Consider the following 20142-nt stretch of genomic DNA (forward strand, 5'->3'; position numbering starts at 1 on the left):
CCACACAAAAATATGTAAGAAATTGTCTAGCTTTGTTAGAGACCTGTATACGTTAAATGAATAAGCTCATTATTACTATTTTTCTTTGTTGTTTTGGGACAGCAACGGCGCAGCTAAAACCTATCGCGAAAGATGACAGCTTGCTGAGGTCTTCCAAAAAACAATGGCTCAACCCTCAAACTAAACCTATCCAAAAAGCCAAAGCACTCCAACGCATCGTTGTTTTATACTTTCAGAATCAATCTTCTACCGACTCACTTGCTTTTTATAATGATTTATACCTCCGTTACGCGTGGGAGCACAAGCTCAAAACTTTTATTGTTGACGCTTATTTTCAGAAAGTCAAGGCCCAGCGTGGGCGAGGCGATTGGATTGCATTGATAAAAACCGGACAGGAAGCCCTCCACAAGATAGATTCACTAAAAATATCCGTCTCGGCACACCAGAAAAGTCTCATCATTGCTGAAATGGTGTATGGGTACATTTTTTTAAGTGATATAGAAAAGGCCGTTTCTTATACCCAACAGAGCATCGAATCCCTCAAAAAAGAGAACCAAAACGGTGCAAACAACTTACAGATTTCGATGATGTACCTGACTACCGCCCGGGCTTTTGGCTACACCAACGACTACCTTACTTCTGGCCTCTACCTAGACAGTTCGCTGGTGTATATTAACCAAACCAACGACATTTTACAGAAATACTACATCCTCAACGACTGGGTAAGCAATAAAATTGACCTTAAAAAGTACCAAGAGGTACTACCTACGGCTTATCAGTGCCTGCGTTTTTTCGAGAAAAACGCCAATAATCGCGGCCTGACCGAGATTCAGATGCTCATGGGGCGGCTCTTCTTGGGACTAAAAAAGTATGATGAAGCGATTGTTTTCAGTAAAAAAAACATCGAAAAAATCACCAATGCCCAGATTTTATACCGAACATACGAAACACTTTATCACGCTCATAAAGCTAAAAATCAGTTGGCAGAAGCCCTCATTGCCCACGAACACTACATAGAGTTCAGGGATAAGCTATTCAATGAGCAAGTATCTAACACCAAAGTAGCTTTAGAAAGAAGATTCGCAGAAGAAAAAGCGGCGGTTTTGCTCAACAAAGAAAAGGCCGAAGTTACGATTCAGAAGCGCTATAGAAATTATTTCATTGCAGGCGCTATGCTATTGGCAATTGTCTCAGCGGGTTTGTTTTTTAATCGAAGGCTGCTACAAAAACAAAACCAAGAAATTGAATACCAAAGAGATACCATTGAAAACCTCAAGGTCAATCTGGAAGCAAAGGTACAGTTAAGAACCGCCGAATTGCAAAAAGCATACGACGAAATCAAAGACGCCATGCAACGCGGGCAAAACCTTGAACGCAGGTGCATGGCCGCCGACCTACACGACAACCTGGGGAGCCTTCTGACCGCAATTAGTATTTCCTTAGACAACATTAACCCCCTGAACCTCAATCATCGTGAAAAAAAAATCTACACCAATATCATTTCAATGACTGAAAACGCCTACGCAGAAATCAGGCTCCTCTCCCACAACCTTATGCCCGAAGTGCTCCAAAGAGAGGAGCTGCCACAGGCATTAGAACAGTTTGTGAGAAAACTTAATTTGAACCAAAAAATTCATTTTTCTGTAAAAATCAATGCTTTACCTACCCTCAGCAACGTAGTTTCTCTCAATGTGTACGCCATTTGTCTGGAACTCGTTCAGAACATCATCAAACACTCAAAAGCCACCGAATCCACCATTTGTATTTTTGAAAACGGCCCAATATTATGGGTAGAAGTAACCGACAACGGCAAAGGATTACCAAGAAATCAACACAAAGGCTTTGGAATCGGCAATATTCAAACGAGATTGGCAGCGATTGGGGGTGAGTTTTTGGTAGATAATGGCTATTCCCGAGGGACTAAAATTATAATTTCAGTCCCCTTGGAGGATGATCAAATTAAAACTAATTCTGAGTTTATTTAATTATAAACCACAAAATAGAAAGCCTGATTGATAGAAACAAACGTATTTGGATTGGAAAAAGCATCATTTAGATAAACGCTGCAAGACCCGTTCGAACAACCGGCTGAAGCGATTATTTGAGCATTACTACTGTTGATTGTCACAACTATCGTAGCCCCAGAAGTAATGCTTGTTTGAAATAATATGCTTGCCTTCATAATCATTTTGGGAAGTCCAATTTCCAGAACCAGACGCAGGCGTACCCGAAATCGGGGAGGCTGTCGAGCAAAATCTCGTGATCGTCGGCAAGAAGAATTCTGATTTTCAAGGGTAGTAGTGGTAAGCAGTCATCATGCAAAATTACCCCTCGCGCCGCTTTTTATACGCTTTGGCAAACATAAACAGCACGACGCCAAACAGCATTACACCTCCAAAAGCGTACAAGAAGTCAAGCATATCTTTTAAAACCCCTAGCAGTACAATACTGACCAAAAAAATGGTGGGAAGCTCATTGAGCAGACGAAACTGGAAAGAATCATAAGGTTTTTCGCCTTTTTCTAACTTTACGATGATACGTTTACACCAGAGGTGATAAACGGTAAGCAGAATAATGGTAGAAAATTTAACGTGGAACCAACCCATCTGCCAATAGGCGGGATTGAGAATGGTCATGGTCAGGCCGCAGGCCCATGTGAGCATCATGGCAGGATTACAAATAATTTTGTAAGCACGCCACTCCATAAGTCCAAATTGTTCCTTAAAAGGTTGACGTAGATGTTCGGGTTTTTGGTCGGCTTCGGCGTGATAAACAAACATCCGGACCAAATAAAATAAACCTGCAAACCACGCTACAGCACCGATGATATGAAAGGCTTTGATGTAAAAAAGAGCCATGACTTGATGTTAATTGTTAATCGAAATGGAGTAATTTCAATAAAACCCCAAATAACGATTAACAATTAATAATTAACAAGTTTTAGGCTATCCAACCAATAATTTTTGGCCTTTACGGACCATATTACCCCGTAAGCGATTGATTTTTTTCAGGCGTGATACATCTATTCCATAACGTTCAGCAATGGTAGACAGCGTATCGCCAGATTGTACGCGATGATACCGAATTTTAATTTTTGCTTGAGCTTTTGCTTTAGAAGAGGCGGCAGCTACCTGAGGTAATGCCTTAGTTTCTTTGAGGACAACCAGTCGTTTTCCTCGCTGAATGGAATTCGAACGCAGTTTATTCCATTTTTTCAGCTCACTTGCACTTACACGATAACGGTTGGCAATTTTCCCTAACGTTTCGCCCCTGCGAACCGTATGGTATACCTTTTTGGTTTTGAGAACGGTATCGGTTTCATCTGTTTCTTCTTCTGTCTCCTCGCCATTTTCCATTAAACTACCATTGGATGCAAGCGCACTAACGGTACTGAAAGGCGACTTTGAAGCAGAATCCCAAATCATTTGACGGTTTTCGGTCAAATAATGATAACAATGATTGGGCACCCGCAATACGCAGTTCTTCGTTTTGGAGGGCAATTCAGTGTTGATAAGCATGGGGTTCAGCTTATACAGCTCATCCATCGTCATTCCCCCCAGCTTTGCGAAAGTCATCAGATTAAAATATCCTGAAACCTGAATTGTATCCGACACCGTTGGGAATTCAGGAACATCAGGAAAGAGGCCATGATCCGCATGGTAATGCATCAAATAGGTCATCGCCACAAACTGGGGTACATAATGGCGTGTTTGTTTGGGCAGGAAATTATAAATCCCCCAAAACGAGCTCGACCCAGAGCGGCGCATCGCGCGTTTTACGTTGCCAGGGCCTACGTTATATGCGGCCAAAGCCATTTCCCAATCTCCAAATGCATTATAGAGGCGCTTTAAGTACCGACAAGCCGCGTCGGTCGATTTTACGGGGTCAAAGCGCTCATCGATGTAATCATCCTGATGCATTCCGTATTCGCGCCCCGTAGCGGGCATAAACTGCCACAAACCACCCGCTCCCGCGTAGGAGATAATGCGGGGGTTCAGCCCTGACTCAATCAATGAGAGAAATTTCAACTCACGCGGCATCCCGTATTTTTCGAGGGTTTGCTCGTAAAGTGGAAAAAAAAGATGCATCTGCTCCAGCATTCGCTTCACGAAGTCTGGCTTACGATAAATAAAATGTTCAACAAATTGATGTGTAACCTTATGATACCTCAGCGGAATCTCGTTTTGTAACTTGGCCAAACGTTCTCGAATTACCATTTCAGGCACCGTCGAATCCGCGAAGGCTTCTACCTGCAACAGTTCTTCTTCTACCGTGTTGGTGCTTATTTCTACATTTTGTGAACGACTGGATGTACCAGTTCCAAGCCAAAACATTCCCATCAACATTCCTATCCCCGCGATTCGCTTCAATTCCATCATTGCTTTTGGTATTTTCTCGTTAGGTTTTACATTTGTTTTGTTTCGTTTTTGATGGCTGTGTATCTACGCAACAGACGGTTGCGGTGTATTTGTTTCTGTTAGTTGATTTGAAAAAGCCAACAATTCGGCCTCTCCAAAAGGTTTTCCCATGATTTGCAATCCCATTGGCAATCCCTGCGCATCCACTCCGTTGGGAATGGAGATGGCGGGATTTCCTACTACATTGGCCTGAACCGTAAAAATATCCGCCAAATACATTTGCAGCGGGTCCTCGGTTTTATCCCCAATCGGAAAGGCCGTGGTAGGTGTAGTTGGCATCAGTAAAAAATCGTATTTTTCAAATACTCGGTCAGTTTGTTCTTTCATCAACCGACGTACTTTCTGGGCTTTGGTATAATAAGCATCATAATAACTCGCGCTCAGGACAAACGTTCCGAGCATAATCCGGCGCTTCACTTCCTTTCCGAAGCCTTCACTACGTGATTTCTTGTAAAGAGAAGTTAAATCTTCTGCTTTGTTACTTCTATAGCCATAACGAACCCCATCAAATCGAGAGAGATTTGAGCTGGATTCCGCCGTTGTGAGAATATAATACGTGGGAAGAATGTACGAAAGTAAATCAAAGTCCACCGGCTCTACCGTATGGCCCTGCTCGCGAAGCACTTCCAATTTAGCCAACATGGCTTGCTTCATTTCGGGCTGCAATCCTTCACTTTCTACCCCCTCGCGCAGATACCCTATGCGCAAGGGATGTTTTAGAAGGCCCGATAAATGCGTATAATCACCCACGGGTTGCGTTGAGACAGTACTGTCAAATTCGTCAGCACCAGCCATGATTTCTACCAGTAGCGCCGCATCTTCAACACTTTTGGTAATAGGGCCTATGCAGTCAAACGAAGAACCATACGCCACCAAACCCCAGCGCGAAATGCGTCCGTAAGTAGGCTTAAAACCAACCAGTCCGCAAAAAGCCGCTGGTTGTCGCACTGAGCCACCCGTATCAGACCCCAAAGAAGCCAAACACATATCGGCCTGCACAGCTACTGCTGACCCTCCCGAAGAGCCACCAGGCACGCGGCTAACGTCGGCGGCGTTTCGAACCACCCCAAAAGCCGAGTTTTCATTGGAAGAGCCCATGGCAAACTCATCGCAATTCTGACGCCCGATGATAATGGCATCCTCGTCCAAAATTCGCTGCACGGCAGTAGCCGTAAACTGCGACACAAATCCATCCAGAATTTTACTGCCTGCTTGTAAGCCGTGGTCTTTGTAGCACAATACATCTTTGATTCCAACCACCATTCCAGCCAAGCGCCCTGCTTTTCCTGCTGCAATTTTCTGGTCGATTTCTTCAGCACGCTGCCGAGCCTCTTCCCCATAAACTGCCAAAAAAGCATTCAATTGAGCGTTTTTCTCTTCAATATTTTTTAGATAATACGCTACCAACTGACGACACGAAACGGAACCGTCATTCAAATCTGCCTGTATTTCACGAAGCGATGTGTAGTACTTCAAAACGAAAGGGAGTAAGTAAGATAAACTTAGGTTGGTACAAAATAAAAAATCGGCAGTAGTGCTGACACTACTGCTGATTTTAGGTGTTTGAGCTTATTTTACATTGTAACGTTGAAAAAACGTCCAATGTATCAAACTTTGTTCTAGCGACTTACGTCGTCCAGTCCTTTTTCAATGTTTTCTTTTACCTCTTTAGAGGCATCTTTAAACTCACGAATGCCTTTTCCCAGCCCTTTCATGAGCTCAGGAATTTTTTTCGCTCCGAAAAGCAGCAATACGATAAGGCCAATCAAAAGGATTTCTTGTCCTCCTAAGCCTAAAAACAATAAGATCGAAAGCATATTCATTAGAAAAATACAGTTAGTGATTTGTTAGCTATGTGTTATTTGAAAGCTGCGTTCAATTTTCAAATAACTATTTTATTACTCTAATAAAACGAATCAAGTGGGTAATTTTACCTTATCTTTTTAAGATTTAACCCATTTTTAAGATTCTGTTCTGCAAAATTAACAACAATTTCTCGAAATATCAGTCTATTGAGATGGTATTTCGTTTAGATTCCCATTCACGGAAGTCATTCAAGTCGGTACTAATGGCATTAAAAAGCCATACAATGAGGGCAATATCGTCGGTAAAACCCACCACTGGCAAAATATCCGGAATAAAATCGATGGGTGAAAGAAAATAAATCAACACCGCAATAATGCGCGTCAGTGTTTTCCAAGGCACAATTCTATAATCTCCCGTGGCATAGGCCTTGAGTAATCGCGTCAAAACCCCAACTTTTTCCCGCAAGGCTTCATAACCCGCCCCTTTCAGCGCGTTGGTTTTGCTTAAAACATCACGTAAAAGCTGCAAAAGACTGCCCGTGTTGCGTGCATAACGGCCCGCTTTACCCGTCGCAGTTTTAAAAAAAACAGACTTCAACACCCGTACAAGAATATTATCAGTAGTGGACCCGGAAGGCATTTTTTACTTAAAAGTTTAATGTTTAAAAGTTATTTTAATCTACAACCTATAAACGTTAAATACACTAAAAAGATTTATAAACCCTCTAAAATTAAATTTCACGAAGGTGTATTATTCCAAAATCCATCCTTCACGCAGGCATAGTTGATGAATGTGCTCATAGTGGTGCTCGCTGTGCCAAGCATACATAGCAACCACCTCTTGTAAGGCAAATACACGCTTTGTTTCGGGATGAAAATAAGTACGCTGTAATTCTGTTTCGGTCAGTGAATTAAGCAGCATGACCCAACGCAAGTGCAAGTATTTAAGTAACTGCAACGACCAGTCTAAGGGCGCGCCTTTCCCGTCGGCCAGCTCCGCCCAAAGCGCCTCTTCATACGGTTTGATGAATGGATTATCTTCAGTCAATGCCAATTTAAAACGAATGTAGGCATTCATGTGGCTATCGACCACGTGATGAACCGTTTGAGTAACCGTCCATCCGCCAGGGCGATAGGGCGTCTCTAATTGGCTTGCACTTAACGGATTGACGATATTAAACAGTTTGGAAGGCAAAGCACTGATGGTCTGAATCTGAGATTGGGTTTCAGCCATTGTGTATGTTTTACCAGTTTGAAACCGACCGATAGGATATTTGAGTGATTCCATGCGCTTTTAAATTGTCATTTTAACGGACTGCTGTTTTATTTATCTTCCAAAATCATCCTGCACACGTACGATATCCTCTTCATCTGAGGGATTTGTGGCATCTGTGTGTTGCCAAATTTCGGCCAAAATACCCCATTCTGCCAGTCCAACCAGTCGATGACGCTCTCCTTGTTTCAACACAATCAGCTCACCAGGTTGATAGGATTTCACTTCGGTTTCCGCATCGGTTTCACTCGTCACAACGCCCACTGTACCCGATACTACCCGCCAGATTTCGGCACGGCGGTGGTGGTATTGCCATGAGAGCCGCTTTTCGGGAGCTACTACCAGAATTTTAGGGCTCAATTTTTGAGTAATTTGCAGCGAAGAAAGTTCTACGGTTGGAAAATACGTAGCCGCAAATTGAGGGGTCTGCGACTCATCCAAGACAAAAAAGCCTCCCCAAGGGCGAGTCTGGTCTTCTTTCACAACGTTGAATCCTTGCTCAGCCAACGAGGCCGCAATCTTCGAAAATACTTCCTGTTTTGTGGGTACAATCGGTTCCATTAAAAAAATGATATAGGTGAAGCGTAAAGTTAGAAAAATCTTGTAAAGTAATCTCCGTATTTTTGCCCGAATTTTAAACTATTCTCATGTCTTACCCACAGCTAGAAGTTTCGTTAACCACCCATAAAAAAATTTATTTTGCCTCTGATTTCCACCTCGGTGCCCCCAATCATACCGAAAGCATGGTTCGTGAAAGAAGATTAGTACGCTGGCTGGAGTCAATTAGGCATGATGCCCAAATGATATGCTTAGTAGGTGATTTATTTGATTTTTGGTACGAACACCGCCGGGTTGTTCCGCAAGGGTTTGTGCGGTTTATGGGAAAATTGGCGGAGCTTACCGATGCTGGAATTCAAATCATTGCCTTCCCCGGCAATCATGATATGTGGATGAGCGGGTATTTTGAAAAAGAATTGAATATTCAAACCTTTCGTAAGCCGCTCGAATTATCAGTCAACGCTCAAGCGAGTACAACACGTTTTTTTATCACCCACGGCGATGGGCGCGGCCCAGGCGACCATTCGTATAAAGTACTTCAAAGAGTATTTGAGAGTCGATTGGCCCGGTGGTCTTTTGGCAATATCCTTCACCCTGATTGGGCACTTTGGTTGGGGCAGACCTGGGCAAATTATAGTTGGCGCAAAAACGACAAAGAAATCAAACCTAAGTTTCTGGGCGAAGAAAAGGAATGGTTATTGCTGTATGCCAAAGAAGAGGAGAAAAAAGCACACCACGATTATTACGTATTTGGCCACCGACACATTGAACTAGATTACCCTGTCAATGACCAAAGCCGCATTTTTATCTTAGGTGACTGGATTGTTGACAACACCTACGCCGTGTTTGACGGTCAAACAATGAAGTTGCATAATTATCCCCACCACAGTCCCGAAAAGTAATTGTTATTTTTTCATAACATCCTGACGAGTAATACTTTCCCTTGGAGCTTGATTGAGAATCGAACGGTATTCTTTCTTTTTCAGGTCACCGTTTTTGACAGAATTGATGAATTTAGCCCAAGCAAAGGGATTTAAGAATGGAACTGCTGTGGTAAAACTTCGGTTGGCAGCGTTTTCACGACCAAAAATTTGTTGATCCATAAAGTTTCGATAGTTACCCGCAGCACTTAACGGCGTCACCGCCGCCATCTGCATTAGCAACTCCTGACGGGTATTTTGTTCAAGATTTGCCCGTTCAAATTCATCAGGTAGTTTCATGGCAACAAATGCCTTCTTGAATTCTTCTTCGGTAGCGTACGGGTACACCTTTACTTCAGCCAACGTTTTGACGTCTTCTTTCATCAGAATAATGGCCGAATAAGATTCCTCCATGTGCCGACGGGGAATAATGTGGTATTGCTTTTGGTAACCCAAATAACTGAACACAATACTATCCCCCGGAAATACGGGCAACGCAAAATAGCCGCCTTCATCAGCCAACGTACCCCGGCCAGCCCGGGGAATTAAAATATAGGCTTTGCCCAAAGTTTGTGTTCCTTTTACGCCTACTACTCTTCCCGTAAACATGATACTTTTGACCTGACCTTGTGCTTTTACTTCCGACGAAGTCACTGCACTCACCAGTATCGCCAATATCAAAATAAGGAAGTTGTATTTTATATTAAGTTGCATGATTTACTTTTTATATTCTTGACTCGAACGCCCTATTTGTTTAACGCCTGAGATCAGGAAAAAATTTTAACAAATGTCACAATAAAGGGTGTGGAAAGCAATAACCCGTCAAATCGATCTAAAAACCCCCCATGCCCAGGAATCGTACTCCCAGAGTCTTTGATTGCAATACTCCGTTTGAACAACGACTCCACAAGATCACCTAATGTACTTGAAACCACCATCAGCGCCCCAATGCAGTACCACTCCCAAGGGCGGTGTGAGGTAAAATAAGTACCCAGTGCGAACGCAACTACTCCGGCCAACAAAGCTCCTCCTGCGGCCCCTTCCCAAGATTTTTTGGGAGATACGCGTTCAAACAATTTCCGTTTTCCAAAATAAGTCCCTGCAAAATAAGCTCCAATATCAGTTGCCCAAAGCAACAACAAACATCCCAGCACAATTTCATAGTTATACGTGCCACCGCGCATGGCAAGTACGCTTAAAAGAGAAAAAGGAATAGCAACGTAAATAATACCCAAAAAAGTAAACGCAATATTCTGAAAAGGTTTGAGATCTCGTTTTTTATAGAGTTTAATGAAGAATATCATCGTCACCATCGGGCTGATGAGAAAATAGTTTTGAAAATCAACGATTTCTTTCTCAATCAAAAAAGTAATGACGTTGATAAATACCCCACACATGGTGCCATAATACGTCAGCGGCTGATTTCCATCCAGCCCAAGAAGTTTATAAAATTCGAGTTGTGTAAAGATACTTATGCCACAGAAAAGCAACAGGAACGTCCAGTCGGCGTATAAAATTGCGCCCACGATGATGGACACCCCAGCTATAGCGGCAATGATGCGTTGTTGTAAATTTGAAAGACTATCCAAACGAGATTTCATTCACTACAATTGTTTTGGCAATGATAGCATCTTTCACGGGAACATACAACTCACATTTTCCAAAATGGTAACTGCTATCTTGTTTATTGATGATTACAGCCGAGATTCCTTGCTGTTCCAAATATTCGCGCACAATCTCGGCACGGTGCTGAAAACTTGTTTCAAACACTTTTTCCCAGTTACTAGGTACCATTCTTCAGATTGCTTCGTTGAGAAATTACTTTTAGATTCAATAACAGTGCAGCCGTCAATACTAATGAAAGAACCGCTCCAATCCAGGATACCGACGATTCTGCTGAGGATATTTCAAAATCAAGCACTTTGCGGTGAGACAGAAATATGGCCAAAACCGTGAGTCCATTATTAATAAAATGAGCCAAAATGGGAGCCCATAAGTTTCGGGTCCAAAAATACAAATAGCCAAACATTGCCCCTAGAAGCAATCTGGGCACAAATCCATAAAATTGGAGGTGAATAGCACTAAACAAAGCTGCAGTCAACCAAACGGAAGCATGAACATCCCTAATTTTGTGAAATATCTTTCGCTGAATAATTCCTCTGAATAATACTTCTTCCCCAACGGCAGGAATCACGGCAATGACACACAAGGCCACAATAAATTTCAGCCAGGAATCGAAGTCGGTCAAAAACTGCGTCATCCCCGCCAATTCATCTTCTTTGTAGCGCATCCAATTTTCAACCCGCTGCAGGCCTTCGGGCAGATGAAGGTGGCTGTTCCATTCGATAATCCAACTGTTGAGCGGCAGAAAAGCAATAACCGTAAAAAAAACCAGCGCCATAGTCAAAAATGAAGGAGCTGGTCGACTTATAAACTCTTCTACCCGGTGCTGTTCGGACCAACGCCAATAAACAACGCCAGGAATCAAAAATGTAAAGAGGTGGGAAACCGAGTGAAGTATCATTAAATACCACCACGCATGGGGAAACAACTGCGGCTCCTGAATCAACTGCGAAATTTGCTCTAAATTGTTTGGCCCACCAAGGAGCACGCCTATCAGAAGAATCATAAGCATAGCCACAATATTGCCGATAGACATTCCCAGCAAAACCAGCCCAAGCAATAACATCACATTACGCCAGGGAGGACGTTGCGGAACGCTATGAATAATTTCTGGCTGAATTTCTTCCACAGGCTAGGGTTTTAAACGTACGCAAATATAATATTACCCACAAAAATACGACACCTCAATATATTTATAAGTTAAAATATGCAGAAATACAACGTTTCAATAAAAAAGCAGGCTTCTAGAGTTCCTAAAAGCCTGCTCTATATTATAATCTAAAATTTACAATGTTCGTTTTACTTCTTTCATCTCAAAGCTTTCAACAATATCCCCTACTTGGATGTCATTAAAGCCTCTGATGCTGAGTCCGAATTCAAAACCAGATTTCACTTCGTTTACATCGTCTTTGTAACGTTTCAACTGTGAAATATCTCCTTCATGAACCACAATAAAGTCACGAATTACCCTAACTTTATTGTTACGTTTGATAATACCATCTGTCACATAAGTACCTGCTACGGTACCTATTTTGCTGATTTTGAATACCTCACGTACTTCGGCATTACCAACAATTGCTTCTTCCATCGTTGGTTCCAACATACCTGCCATGGCATCCTTCACTTCATTGATGGCATCGTAGATAACTGAATACAAACGAATTTCGATTTGCTCCTGCTCCGCGAGTTTTTTCGCATTGTTTGACGGGCGAACCTGGAATCCGACAATGATTGCGTCGGAAGCAATGGCTAAGTTAATGTCTGATTCTGCAATCTGACCAACCGCCTTATTGATAATATTTACCTGTACTTCTTCCGTCGAAAGTTTGAGTAGCGAATCGGAGAGTGCTTCTACCGAACCGTCCACGTCACCTTTGACGATAATATTCAATTCCTTAAATGTACCAATTGCTTTTCGTCGGCCGATTTCCTCCAACGTAATGTGCTTACGGGTACGGATGGTCTGCTCACGCATAATCTGCTCACGCTTGTTAGCGATTTCACGCGCTTCGCGTTCGTTCTCCATCACGTTAAACTTGTCACCTGCTTGAGGAGCACCGTTCAACCCCAAAAGTTGCACCGGAGTCGATGGGCCTGCTTCTTTAAGACGTGCCCCTGTGGCGTCAAACATGGCACGAACCCGTCCAAAGTGCGCGCCCGCCAAAATCACATCACCGACTTTCAAGGTACCTGTTTGTACCAAAATCGTTGCCACATATCCACGACCTTTATCAAGCGATGCTTCAACAACCGTTCCAGAAGCTCTACGGTTCGGATTTGCTTTCAGTTCGAGCAAGTCTGCTTCGAGCAACACTTTTTCCATCAAGTCAGGAATACCTACCCCCGATTTTGATGAAATTTCCTGAGTTTGGTATTTACCTCCCCATTCTTCCACCAAAATATTCATGTTGGCCAATGCCTCACGTATCTTTTCGGTGTTAGCTCCTGGCTTATCTATTTTACTGAATGCAAATACAATCGGAACGTTGGCGTTCTGAGCGTGATTTATCGCCTCTCTCGTTTGAGGCATGATAGAGTCGTCAGCTGCAATGACAATAATAACAACATCCGTCAATTTAGCTCCACGAGCACGCATGGCCGTAAAAGCTTCGTGGCCAGGAGTATCCAAGAACGCGATGCGACGTCCGCCATCTGTTTTTACGCTATAGGCGCCAATGTGCTGCGTAATACCACCCGCTTCACCCGCTGCAACTCGTGTACGACGAATATAGTCAAGCAATGACGTTTTACCGTGGTCAACGTGACCCATGATGGTTACAATCGGCGCACGTTCAAGCAAATCTTCTTCAGCATCTACTTCTACTTTTACATCTCCCTGAATTTCTTCTTCGGCAGATATAAATTCGACTTCGTAACCAAATTCATCGGCAATCAGCGTGATACTTTCCGCATCCAAACGTTGGTTGATGGAAACGAACATACCCATGCTCAAACAAACCGAAATTACTTCCTGCACCGATACGTCCATCAAAGAGGACAGTTCATTGGCCGAAATAAATTCTGTCACTTTCAACACTTTAGCATCTTCCTGCTCCTGCATCATGCGCTCTTCGGCAGCATCTGCCCGCAAACGACGACGTTCACGGCGCTTATCTGCGCCAAAGTTCTTACCACTAGTGGTACCGCTCAAGCGGGCATAAGTAGCCTTGATTGAGTCAGCCACTTCTTTGTCGCTGATCTCATCTTTACGCTCTCTACGGCCATTCCCGCCTTTTTTATTGGCATTCGTATTCGTGTTGTTGGTAGCTGGTCCTTTTTTAGCAGCTCCACCAGCGGTATTTGCATTAGGTGCTGTTGTATTAGGAGTCGCGTTGGCATTAGGAGGTGTATTTGCAGGGGCGCTGGTTTTTGAACCATCCCGTTGGCCATGTTGGTACTGTGTAATAGGCCTATCATTCTGATTCTGTTTTCCTTTATTAGCAGGGTTATTGGGATTAGCTGCCGGGGCATTATCAGTAACTTTCTCTCCTTTGCGCAACCGTTTACGTTTGCGTTTTTTGTCCTTGTCTTTATCTCGATTTCCTCCGTCACCACCTCGGCGCTCGGTAGGAAGTTCAATCTTTCCTAAAATGGTGAGTCCTTTCAAGGTTTCACCTTTTGCTTCAATCAACACCGGCTCGGGTTCTGGCTCAGGAGCAGGAACTTCTTTGGGAGGCTCGGGTTGCTTCACCTTAGTGGGCTGTTGTTGAGGGCGTTCTGTCCGAGGAGTAAACGGCTGTGGTTTAACAGGTTCTTCCTTGGGTTTTGGTTGAGGTGCAGGTTTGAGTTCCACCACTGGTTCTTGTACCACTTCTACTTTGGGTTCTATAATTGGCTCTACTTTTGGCTCTGCTTTCGGTAACTCCTCAATAGGTTTAATTTCGGGTACAGGTGCGGCTTCCACAGGCAGAATAACTTCTACTTTGGTTTCAACCACAGGCAATGCCACTTCCTTCACAGGTTCTAGCATTGGTACTTCCGGCTTTTTGTCTTCAACAGGTTTCTCTGCCACCGGAATCTCTTCAATTTTCTTTTCTTCAACAACCACTTCTGGTTTCTTCTCAACCACTTCTGGTTTCTTCTCCTCGACAACCACTTCTGGTTTCTTCTCTTCAACAATTGGCGGAACCAGCTTAGGCTCTTCCTCAGGTTTTGGCGGAGCCGAAACGGGCACATTAATTGTTGCCTTGGGAGCATCCAAATCAATTTTCCCTACGACTTTCAGTCCAATAATTGGTGTTTCGGGAAGCTCAGATTCTGGAAGTTTTTCTTCTTTTTCTGGCTTTGGTTCTGAAACAACTGGTTTAGGAGCATTGGCAGCCGACTGCGATGTACGAAAATAAAGTACAGGGCTATCTTCTGACTTAGGTTGTGGCGCAGCAGGTTCTTCTTTTTTGGGGGCAATTCCCCCCAACAGCGCATCCACCTTGAACTCCTTGGACAGAAATTCAAGCTGTTCAGCGTTTAACTTTGTATTGGGATTATTATCAACCTTAAAGCCTTTAGCACCCAAAATACTGGCAACCGCAGCGTGGCTACGATTTAGTATTCGAGCTGCTTGACTAAGGCGCATACTTTTTTCTTCCGACATACTGGAAATAGACGTACCGAAGTACGAGTTATTGGTTATTCGTTATTAGGGAAACCCTGGAAAATTAACCCAAAGATACAGATTTATTTTTCAACTACGTTTATCTGTTCTCTGTACGTCAAGTATAGTCAGCAATTAACTCGTAAATGTCCCTTTTTCAGTGAGTCATTTTGTCCCAAACCGACTACATTTATTCAAATTCGCGACGTAAAATTTCAAGGATTTCTTCTACTGTTTCTTCTTCAAGGTCGGTACGACGGACAAGCTCTTCTCTACTGATATTGATGACTTGTTTTGCAGTATCCAAACCAATCTTGCGGAACTCTTCAATCATCCACTCGTCAATCTCATCCGTAAATTCGCTCAAGTCTACATCTTCCTCGTCTTCTTGGCCTTCTACATCACGGAACACATCTATTTCCATGCTGACCAAACGCCCGGCGAGCTTAATGTTTTGTCCGCCTTTACCGATAGCCAGCGAAACTTGATCAGGTTTTAGATAAACAGATACCCTTTTGGTCTCTTTATCTATCACCATCGAAGTGATTTTGGCGGGGCTCAAGGCACGTTGAATGAGCAATTCGAGATTTTCGGTATAATTGATAACGTCAATGTTCTCATTATTCAGTTCTCTCACAATGGTATGAATCCGCGAACCTTTCATCCCCACGCAAGCGCCCACGGGATCGATACGGTCATCATACGACTCTACCGCTACTTTGGCACGCTCGCCCGGCTCACGCACAATCTTGCGAATGTTGATAAGTCCGTCGTAGATTTCAGGAATTTCGGTTTCAAACAATCTTTCCAAAAACACGGGAGAAGTTCGCGAAAGCGTAATTCTTGGCGTACCATTGTTTAGCTCCACTTTATGAATAACTGCTTTTACAGGCTCTCCTTTACGGTATTTATCCTTAAAGATTTGCTCTTGTTTGGGCAGTACTAATTCATTGCCTTCGGTATCTAAACAGATGAGTTCGTTTTTGAGTATTTGATATACTTCTACATTGAGCAGGTCGCCGACCATGTCTTTGTATTTGAAATATAGCAACTCTTTCTCTAAATCTTTTACCTTTTGAATCAGCGTTTGACGTGCAGTTTGCACCAGACGCCGCCCAAAATCTTCCAATTTTACTTCCTCAGCTACTTCTTCACCCACTTCAAAGTCATCCTGAATTTTGCGGGCTTCAGCCAGAGGAATTTTATCCGGTTCCCAAATATCTTCTGAGTTATCGTCCACGATTTCACGGGTACGCCACATTTCTAGGTCGCCAGTATCGGGGTTGATAATCACATCAAAATTGGTATCAGTACCGTATTTTTTACGAATCATCGTACGAAACACTTCCTCCAATACTTTTATAATCGTAGGACGATCAATATTTTTGGAGCGAGCAAACTCGGCAAACGATTCTATCAATACTACGCTATCCATTTTCTTTCAAAACAGTTAATTGTTATTTGTTAAACACAGAACAATTCTTTAAATCTTAAACCAATTTATCTAAAAGCAGTGATTGTTCGTCAGGAATTAATTTCCACTTCAAACACTACGTTATTTCATATTATTTTTATCTCACCAACCCACAATCACTACTAAAGGAATGTTAAAAATACTATTTTCCTGTGGTATTTAAAACGTAATCTGTACTTGAGCCTTTGCAATGTCGGTATAAGCAAAAGGCAATTCAGCAGGAACTTGGTCTTTTTTCTTCTTTTTCAATTCTTCCAGTATCACAAAACCTTCTTCGTCCGCCGAAATTAATTTCCCTTTTTTCTCAACACCGTCTTTTGCGATTACTTTTAAAGTACGTCCGATATTTTTACGAAACTGCCTTGGCATTGCCAACGGATAATCCACTCCCGGAGAAGACACCTCAAGCGTATACGCATCGGGCAGCACTTCTTGCGTTTCGAGCATTTCTCCCAATTTCCAGCTGATTTCGGCACATTCATCAATGCTGATGCCTGCATCGCTGTCAATCAACACAGTTACTTTCTGACGAACTTTTGAGGCGGAGACCTGCACTTCTACGATGAAAAATTTGTCATCCTCCAAAAGGGTAGAAAGCAATTCGACAATTTTTTCCTTTACATTCATTTTTTTCCAACAAAAAAGGGGAATCAATTTCCCCTCAGAATCTTAACCGTAAATTGTGGTGCAAAAGTAACATCTTTTTACTAATTTAACAACACCCATTTTAATTATTTGCTATGTCACAGCATGTTGTCGTGTATGAGTACGGTATAATTCGACGCGCTTCCGAGGCAGCGGGAGGTATTGATAGCACCCAAAACACGGAGGTATTTGTTTCAGACCAGGCTTTTGATCTGCTCAAACAGTGGGCTTTTGCTCCCCATGCAGATGCCGTAATTCATTTTTTTTTGCAAAAAGGCAAGGAGTGCCTCCGCTTCAAAAATTACACGGGTATTGTACAAACCTCCGATGGTACTCAATTTGAAATTTTACCGAAAATAGCCAAAAATGATACCGTTTTTATTGCGAGACAGTCTCTATTGAAAATGCTCCGCAGTGTCGCTGACCTTCCATTTCACCGGCTTTCTCAAGCGCATTTACAACGGGCCGACCAGCCGCTTTGGGAGATTTTTATTTCGGCTTTTATTCAAGAAATGGAGCAAATTATGCAACAGGGATTGGAAAGGGCTTATCAAACCATTGAGACTGAACAAACGTTTGTACGGGGAAAATGGCTACCTCACCGCCAAGATGCCCTTCACCCTGAATTGCTTTTTACCGCCCATGACGAATTCAAAGCCGACATCCTGCCCAATCGCCTGCTGAAAACCTGCGTGTTGTTTTTAGCCAAGCGCAGTCAATATTTGCCCAATCAGGTTCGCCTCCGGCAATTACGTTTTGCATTAGAAGACGTCAATACTTCCACTCAGGTAAATGCTGATTTTGCAAAATTAGAAAAATCAGACCGACGTTTTAACCGATATGCCCAAGCGTTGAAATGGGCCAAAGTGTTGCTCAATCAACAGTCTTGGGCAACGGCTGGCAAAGACGTGAATGACTCGTTATTGTTTCCGACTGAACGATTATTTGAAAATTATGTAGCCCGTGGGGCCAAACGTTATTTAGGCGATCATCAAGTATCGTATCAGGATGATTTACATTTTTTGGTCGATGACCATTCTGGAAAGCGTCGCTTTCGTTTACGCCCCGACTTGGTGATTCGCAAAGACCAACAAACCGTGGTTATGGATATGAAGTGGAAAAGGATTGAGCCCACTCTCCCTAATTATGGTATAGAACAAACCGATTTGTATCAATTATACGCTTATGGGCGCAAATACAACGCCAATGCGCTATTTCTGATTTACCCCGCTCATGAAGATTTTCGGGCACCGCTTCCCCCTTTTCGTTTTGAAGAACAATTGGTTTTGACGGTTATCCCTTTTGATATAACGACACCATTATCGTCAGAAATAGAAAAAATGGAAAGTTATTTGGGGATGAAGTAGAAGTAAAAAAGTCGGTCAGTCCCATAATTAGACCTGACCGACTTTTATTTTTTAGGCATTCAAAGCTCGGTTGCCCGTAGCCGCCAAGCAAGCCTCCTTGAAGGCTTCCGTATAGGTGGGATGCGCGTGCGACATACGGCTTACATCTTCGGCTGAGGCGCGGTATTCCATCGCTACCACTGCTTCTGCAATCATATCAGCCGCACGTGGGCCAATGATATGCGCCCCCAGAATTTCATCTGTTTCTTTATGCGCCAATACTTTTACGGTCCCATCAATGTCCATACTCGCGCGAGCACGGCCGAGGGCTTTAAACGGGAACGAACCTGTCTTATAGGCAATTCCTTTGGCTTTTAATTCATCTTCTGTGTAGCCTACTCCTGCTACTTCAGGCCATGTATAAACTACATTTGGAATGAGCAGGTAATTGATATGTGGTTTTTGTCCAACGATGGTTTCGGCCACAAACACGCCTTCTTCCTCGGCTTTATGGGCCAACATCGCCCCGCGAATCACGTCCCCGATGGCGTAGATATTAGGCACTTTGGTTTGAAGGGTGTGTTCATCTACTTCGATTTTTCCGCGTTGGTCGGCCGCCAGACCCGCATTTTCAAGCGCGAGTCCATCGGTATAGGGTTTACGTCCCACGCTCATCAGGCAGTAATCACCCGTAAAAGTAACGAGTTCACCTTTAGGGTTCTCTGCCGTTACGATGACCTCATCACCCGTATTTTCCACGGTTTTTACTTTGTGACTAAAATAAAAATCAGCACCGAGTTTTTTTACCGTCCGCTGAAGCTCTTTGCCCATGGTCGCGTCCATGGTCGGAATCATAGCCGAAGCATATTCCACAAAGCTGACTTTAGCCCCGATACGTGCATACACAGAGCCAAGCTCTGCGCCAATCACTCCTGCCCCAATCACGATGAGGTGTTTGGGGATTTCGTTGAGTTGAAGCGCTTCGGTCGAAGTAATAATACGTTTTTTATCAATCGTAACGCCTGGCAATGACGAAGGTTTTGAGCCCGTAGCGATGACGATATTTTTGGAGGTAATCATTTCAATGTCTCCTCCTTCTTTGGTCACCTTTACGGTATTTTTATCCACAAATGAGCCAAGGCCTTGATAGACATCAATTTTATTTTTCTTCATCAAAAACTCGACGCCTTTGCACACTTGGTTGACTACCTCGCTCTTGCGGGCAATCATTTGGGCCAAATCCACCTTTAGGTTTTCGAGCTGAATGCCATGTTCGGCAAACGTATGCGAAGCATTGTAGTAGTGCTCAGAAGAATCGAGCAGTGCTTTGGAAGGAATACAACCTACGTTCAGGCAGGTTCCGCCAAGGGTTTTATATTTTTCGATGATGGCCGTTTTTAAGCCTAATTGCGCGCAACGAATGGCGCAAATATAGCCGCCTGGCCCCGAACCGATTACGATAACGTCGTATTGCATTGGATTTATATAA

Annotated in this window: 18 protein-coding genes; 3 read left to right on the plus strand and 15 right to left on the minus strand. The window is 43.2% G+C overall.

Translation table 11 applies throughout. The features are described 5' to 3' along the window. The first annotated feature begins 56 nt into the window (after positions 1 to 56). Entirely contained in the window at positions 57 to 1985 is a 1929-nt protein-coding gene (locus DR864_RS10525; protein ID WP_114066926.1) for a sensor histidine kinase, read from the plus strand. A 339-nt stretch (positions 1986 to 2324) separates the two neighbouring features. Here DR864_RS10525 and hemJ read toward each other — a convergent pair whose 3' ends face one another. From hemJ to DR864_RS10560, 7 genes are all read right to left on the minus strand, one after another. Continuing rightward, the gene (gene hemJ, locus DR864_RS10530) at positions 2325 to 2858 is read right to left on the minus strand and encodes a protoporphyrinogen oxidase HemJ (RefSeq protein ID WP_114066927.1); all 534 of its coding nucleotides are present in this window, start codon (positions 2856 to 2858) and stop codon (positions 2325 to 2327) included. An 87-nt stretch (positions 2859 to 2945) separates the two neighbouring features. Then, positions 2946 to 4379 carry a lytic transglycosylase domain-containing protein gene (locus DR864_RS10535; protein ID WP_114066928.1) on the minus strand — a complete coding sequence of 478 codons (1434 nt, stop codon included), beginning with the start codon at positions 4377 to 4379 and terminating at the stop codon, positions 2946 to 2948. 63 nt (positions 4380 to 4442) lie between these two features. Continuing rightward, positions 4443 to 5894 (minus strand): Asp-tRNA(Asn)/Glu-tRNA(Gln) amidotransferase subunit GatA, encoded by a 1452-nt coding sequence (gene gatA, locus DR864_RS10540; RefSeq protein ID WP_114066929.1) that lies wholly within the window; start codon positions 5892 to 5894, stop codon positions 4443 to 4445. Positions 5895 to 6037: 143 nt separating this feature from the next. Next, positions 6038 to 6241, minus strand: a complete 204-nt coding sequence (locus DR864_RS10545; protein ID WP_114066930.1) for a Sec-independent protein translocase subunit TatA/TatB — start codon at positions 6239 to 6241, stop codon at positions 6038 to 6040. A 181-nt stretch (positions 6242 to 6422) separates the two neighbouring features. After that, positions 6423 to 6863, minus strand: a complete 441-nt coding sequence (locus DR864_RS10550) for a YkvA family protein (protein WP_114066931.1) — start codon at positions 6861 to 6863, stop codon at positions 6423 to 6425. Positions 6864 to 6974: 111 nt separating this feature from the next. Next, on the minus strand, positions 6975 to 7511 hold the full coding sequence (locus tag DR864_RS10555) for a YfiT family bacillithiol transferase (RefSeq protein ID WP_114066932.1): 537 nt from the start codon (positions 7509 to 7511) through the stop codon (positions 6975 to 6977). A 39-nt stretch (positions 7512 to 7550) separates the two neighbouring features. Continuing rightward, complete coding sequence (locus DR864_RS10560; protein ID WP_114066933.1) at positions 7551 to 8057, minus strand: cupin domain-containing protein; 507 nt, start codon at positions 8055 to 8057, stop codon at positions 7551 to 7553. 86 nt (positions 8058 to 8143) lie between these two features. On the opposite strand from DR864_RS10560, the gene DR864_RS10565 reads away from it, so the two are divergent. After that, the gene (locus tag DR864_RS10565; RefSeq protein WP_114066934.1) at positions 8144 to 8956 is read left to right on the plus strand and encodes a UDP-2,3-diacylglucosamine diphosphatase; all 813 of its coding nucleotides are present in this window, start codon (positions 8144 to 8146) and stop codon (positions 8954 to 8956) included. A gap of 3 nt (positions 8957 to 8959) precedes the next feature. On the opposite strand, the gene DR864_RS10570 is transcribed toward DR864_RS10565, so the two are convergent. The 7 genes from DR864_RS10570 to rimP form a co-directional block, all read right to left on the minus strand. Continuing rightward, a complete protein-coding gene (locus DR864_RS10570) occupies positions 8960 to 9688 on the minus strand; it encodes a carboxypeptidase-like regulatory domain-containing protein (protein WP_114066935.1) in 729 nt (242 codons plus the stop codon). A gap of 53 nt (positions 9689 to 9741) precedes the next feature. Then, positions 9742 to 10575 carry a phosphatidate cytidylyltransferase gene (locus DR864_RS10575; RefSeq protein ID WP_114066936.1) on the minus strand — a complete coding sequence of 278 codons (834 nt, stop codon included), beginning with the start codon at positions 10573 to 10575 and terminating at the stop codon, positions 9742 to 9744. Further along, complete coding sequence (locus DR864_RS10580; RefSeq protein ID WP_114066937.1) at positions 10556 to 10768, minus strand: putative signal transducing protein; 213 nt, start codon at positions 10766 to 10768, stop codon at positions 10556 to 10558. Before DR864_RS10580 ends, DR864_RS10575 begins: the two co-directional genes overlap by 20 nt. Beyond that, complete coding sequence (locus DR864_RS10585) at positions 10758 to 11726, minus strand: CPBP family intramembrane glutamic endopeptidase (RefSeq protein ID WP_114066938.1); 969 nt, start codon at positions 11724 to 11726, stop codon at positions 10758 to 10760. Before DR864_RS10585 ends, DR864_RS10580 begins: the two co-directional genes overlap by 11 nt. A 156-nt stretch (positions 11727 to 11882) precedes the next feature. Beyond that, the gene (infB, locus tag DR864_RS10590; RefSeq protein ID WP_114066939.1) at positions 11883 to 15188 is read right to left on the minus strand and encodes a translation initiation factor IF-2; all 3306 of its coding nucleotides are present in this window, start codon (positions 15186 to 15188) and stop codon (positions 11883 to 11885) included. Between the two features lie 190 nt (positions 15189 to 15378). Beyond that, a complete protein-coding gene (nusA, locus tag DR864_RS10595; protein WP_114066940.1) occupies positions 15379 to 16623 on the minus strand; it encodes a transcription termination factor NusA in 1245 nt (414 codons plus the stop codon). Positions 16624 to 16821: 198 nt separating this feature from the next. Next, a complete protein-coding gene (rimP, locus tag DR864_RS10600; RefSeq protein WP_114066941.1) occupies positions 16822 to 17289 on the minus strand; it encodes a ribosome maturation factor RimP in 468 nt (155 codons plus the stop codon). Between the two features lie 113 nt (positions 17290 to 17402). On the opposite strand from rimP, the gene DR864_RS10605 reads away from it, so the two are divergent. Next, complete coding sequence (locus DR864_RS10605) at positions 17403 to 18674, plus strand: McrC family protein (RefSeq protein WP_114066942.1); 1272 nt, start codon at positions 17403 to 17405, stop codon at positions 18672 to 18674. A gap of 51 nt (positions 18675 to 18725) precedes the next feature. On the opposite strand, the gene lpdA is transcribed toward DR864_RS10605, so the two are convergent. Continuing rightward, entirely contained in the window at positions 18726 to 20129 is a 1404-nt protein-coding gene (lpdA, locus tag DR864_RS10610) for a dihydrolipoyl dehydrogenase (protein ID WP_114066943.1), read from the minus strand. Positions 20130 to 20142: the final 13 nt, after the last annotated feature.

Source organism: Runella rosea (assembly GCF_003325355.1).
In the GTDB taxonomy this organism is placed as follows: Bacteria; Bacteroidota; Bacteroidia; order Cytophagales; family Spirosomataceae; genus Runella; species Runella rosea.

Coding starts and splice junctions, on each gene's coding strand:
- DR864_RS10525 (WP_114066926.1), top strand. CDS start 57: ATGAATAAGCTCATTATTACTATTTTTCTTTGTTGTTTTGGGACAGCA.
- hemJ (WP_114066927.1), bottom strand. CDS start 2,858: ATGGCTCTTTTTTACATCAAAGCCTTTCATATCATCGGTGCTGTAGCG.
- DR864_RS10535 (WP_114066928.1), bottom strand. CDS start 4,379: ATGATGGAATTGAAGCGAATCGCGGGGATAGGAATGTTGATGGGAATG.
- DR864_RS10545 (WP_114066930.1), bottom strand. CDS start 6,241: ATGAATATGCTTTCGATCTTATTGTTTTTAGGCTTAGGAGGACAAGAA.
- DR864_RS10550 (WP_114066931.1), bottom strand. CDS start 6,863: ATGCCTTCCGGGTCCACTACTGATAATATTCTTGTACGGGTGTTGAAG.
- DR864_RS10555 (WP_114066932.1), bottom strand. CDS start 7,511: ATGGAATCACTCAAATATCCTATCGGTCGGTTTCAAACTGGTAAAACA.
- DR864_RS10560 (WP_114066933.1), bottom strand. CDS start 8,057: ATGGAACCGATTGTACCCACAAAACAGGAAGTATTTTCGAAGATTGCG.
- DR864_RS10565 (WP_114066934.1), top strand. CDS start 8,144: ATGTCTTACCCACAGCTAGAAGTTTCGTTAACCACCCATAAAAAAATT.
- DR864_RS10570 (WP_114066935.1), bottom strand. CDS start 9,688: ATGCAACTTAATATAAAATACAACTTCCTTATTTTGATATTGGCGATA.
- DR864_RS10575 (WP_114066936.1), bottom strand. CDS start 10,575: ATGAAATCTCGTTTGGATAGTCTTTCAAATTTACAACAACGCATCATT.
- DR864_RS10580 (WP_114066937.1), bottom strand. CDS start 10,768: ATGGTACCTAGTAACTGGGAAAAAGTGTTTGAAACAAGTTTTCAGCAC.
- infB (WP_114066939.1), bottom strand. CDS start 15,188: ATGTCGGAAGAAAAAAGTATGCGCCTTAGTCAAGCAGCTCGAATACTA.
- nusA (WP_114066940.1), bottom strand. CDS start 16,623: ATGGATAGCGTAGTATTGATAGAATCGTTTGCCGAGTTTGCTCGCTCC.
- rimP (WP_114066941.1), bottom strand. CDS start 17,289: ATGAATGTAAAGGAAAAAATTGTCGAATTGCTTTCTACCCTTTTGGAG.
- DR864_RS10605 (WP_114066942.1), top strand. CDS start 17,403: ATGTCACAGCATGTTGTCGTGTATGAGTACGGTATAATTCGACGCGCT.
- lpdA (WP_114066943.1), bottom strand. CDS start 20,129: ATGCAATACGACGTTATCGTAATCGGTTCGGGGCCAGGCGGCTATATT.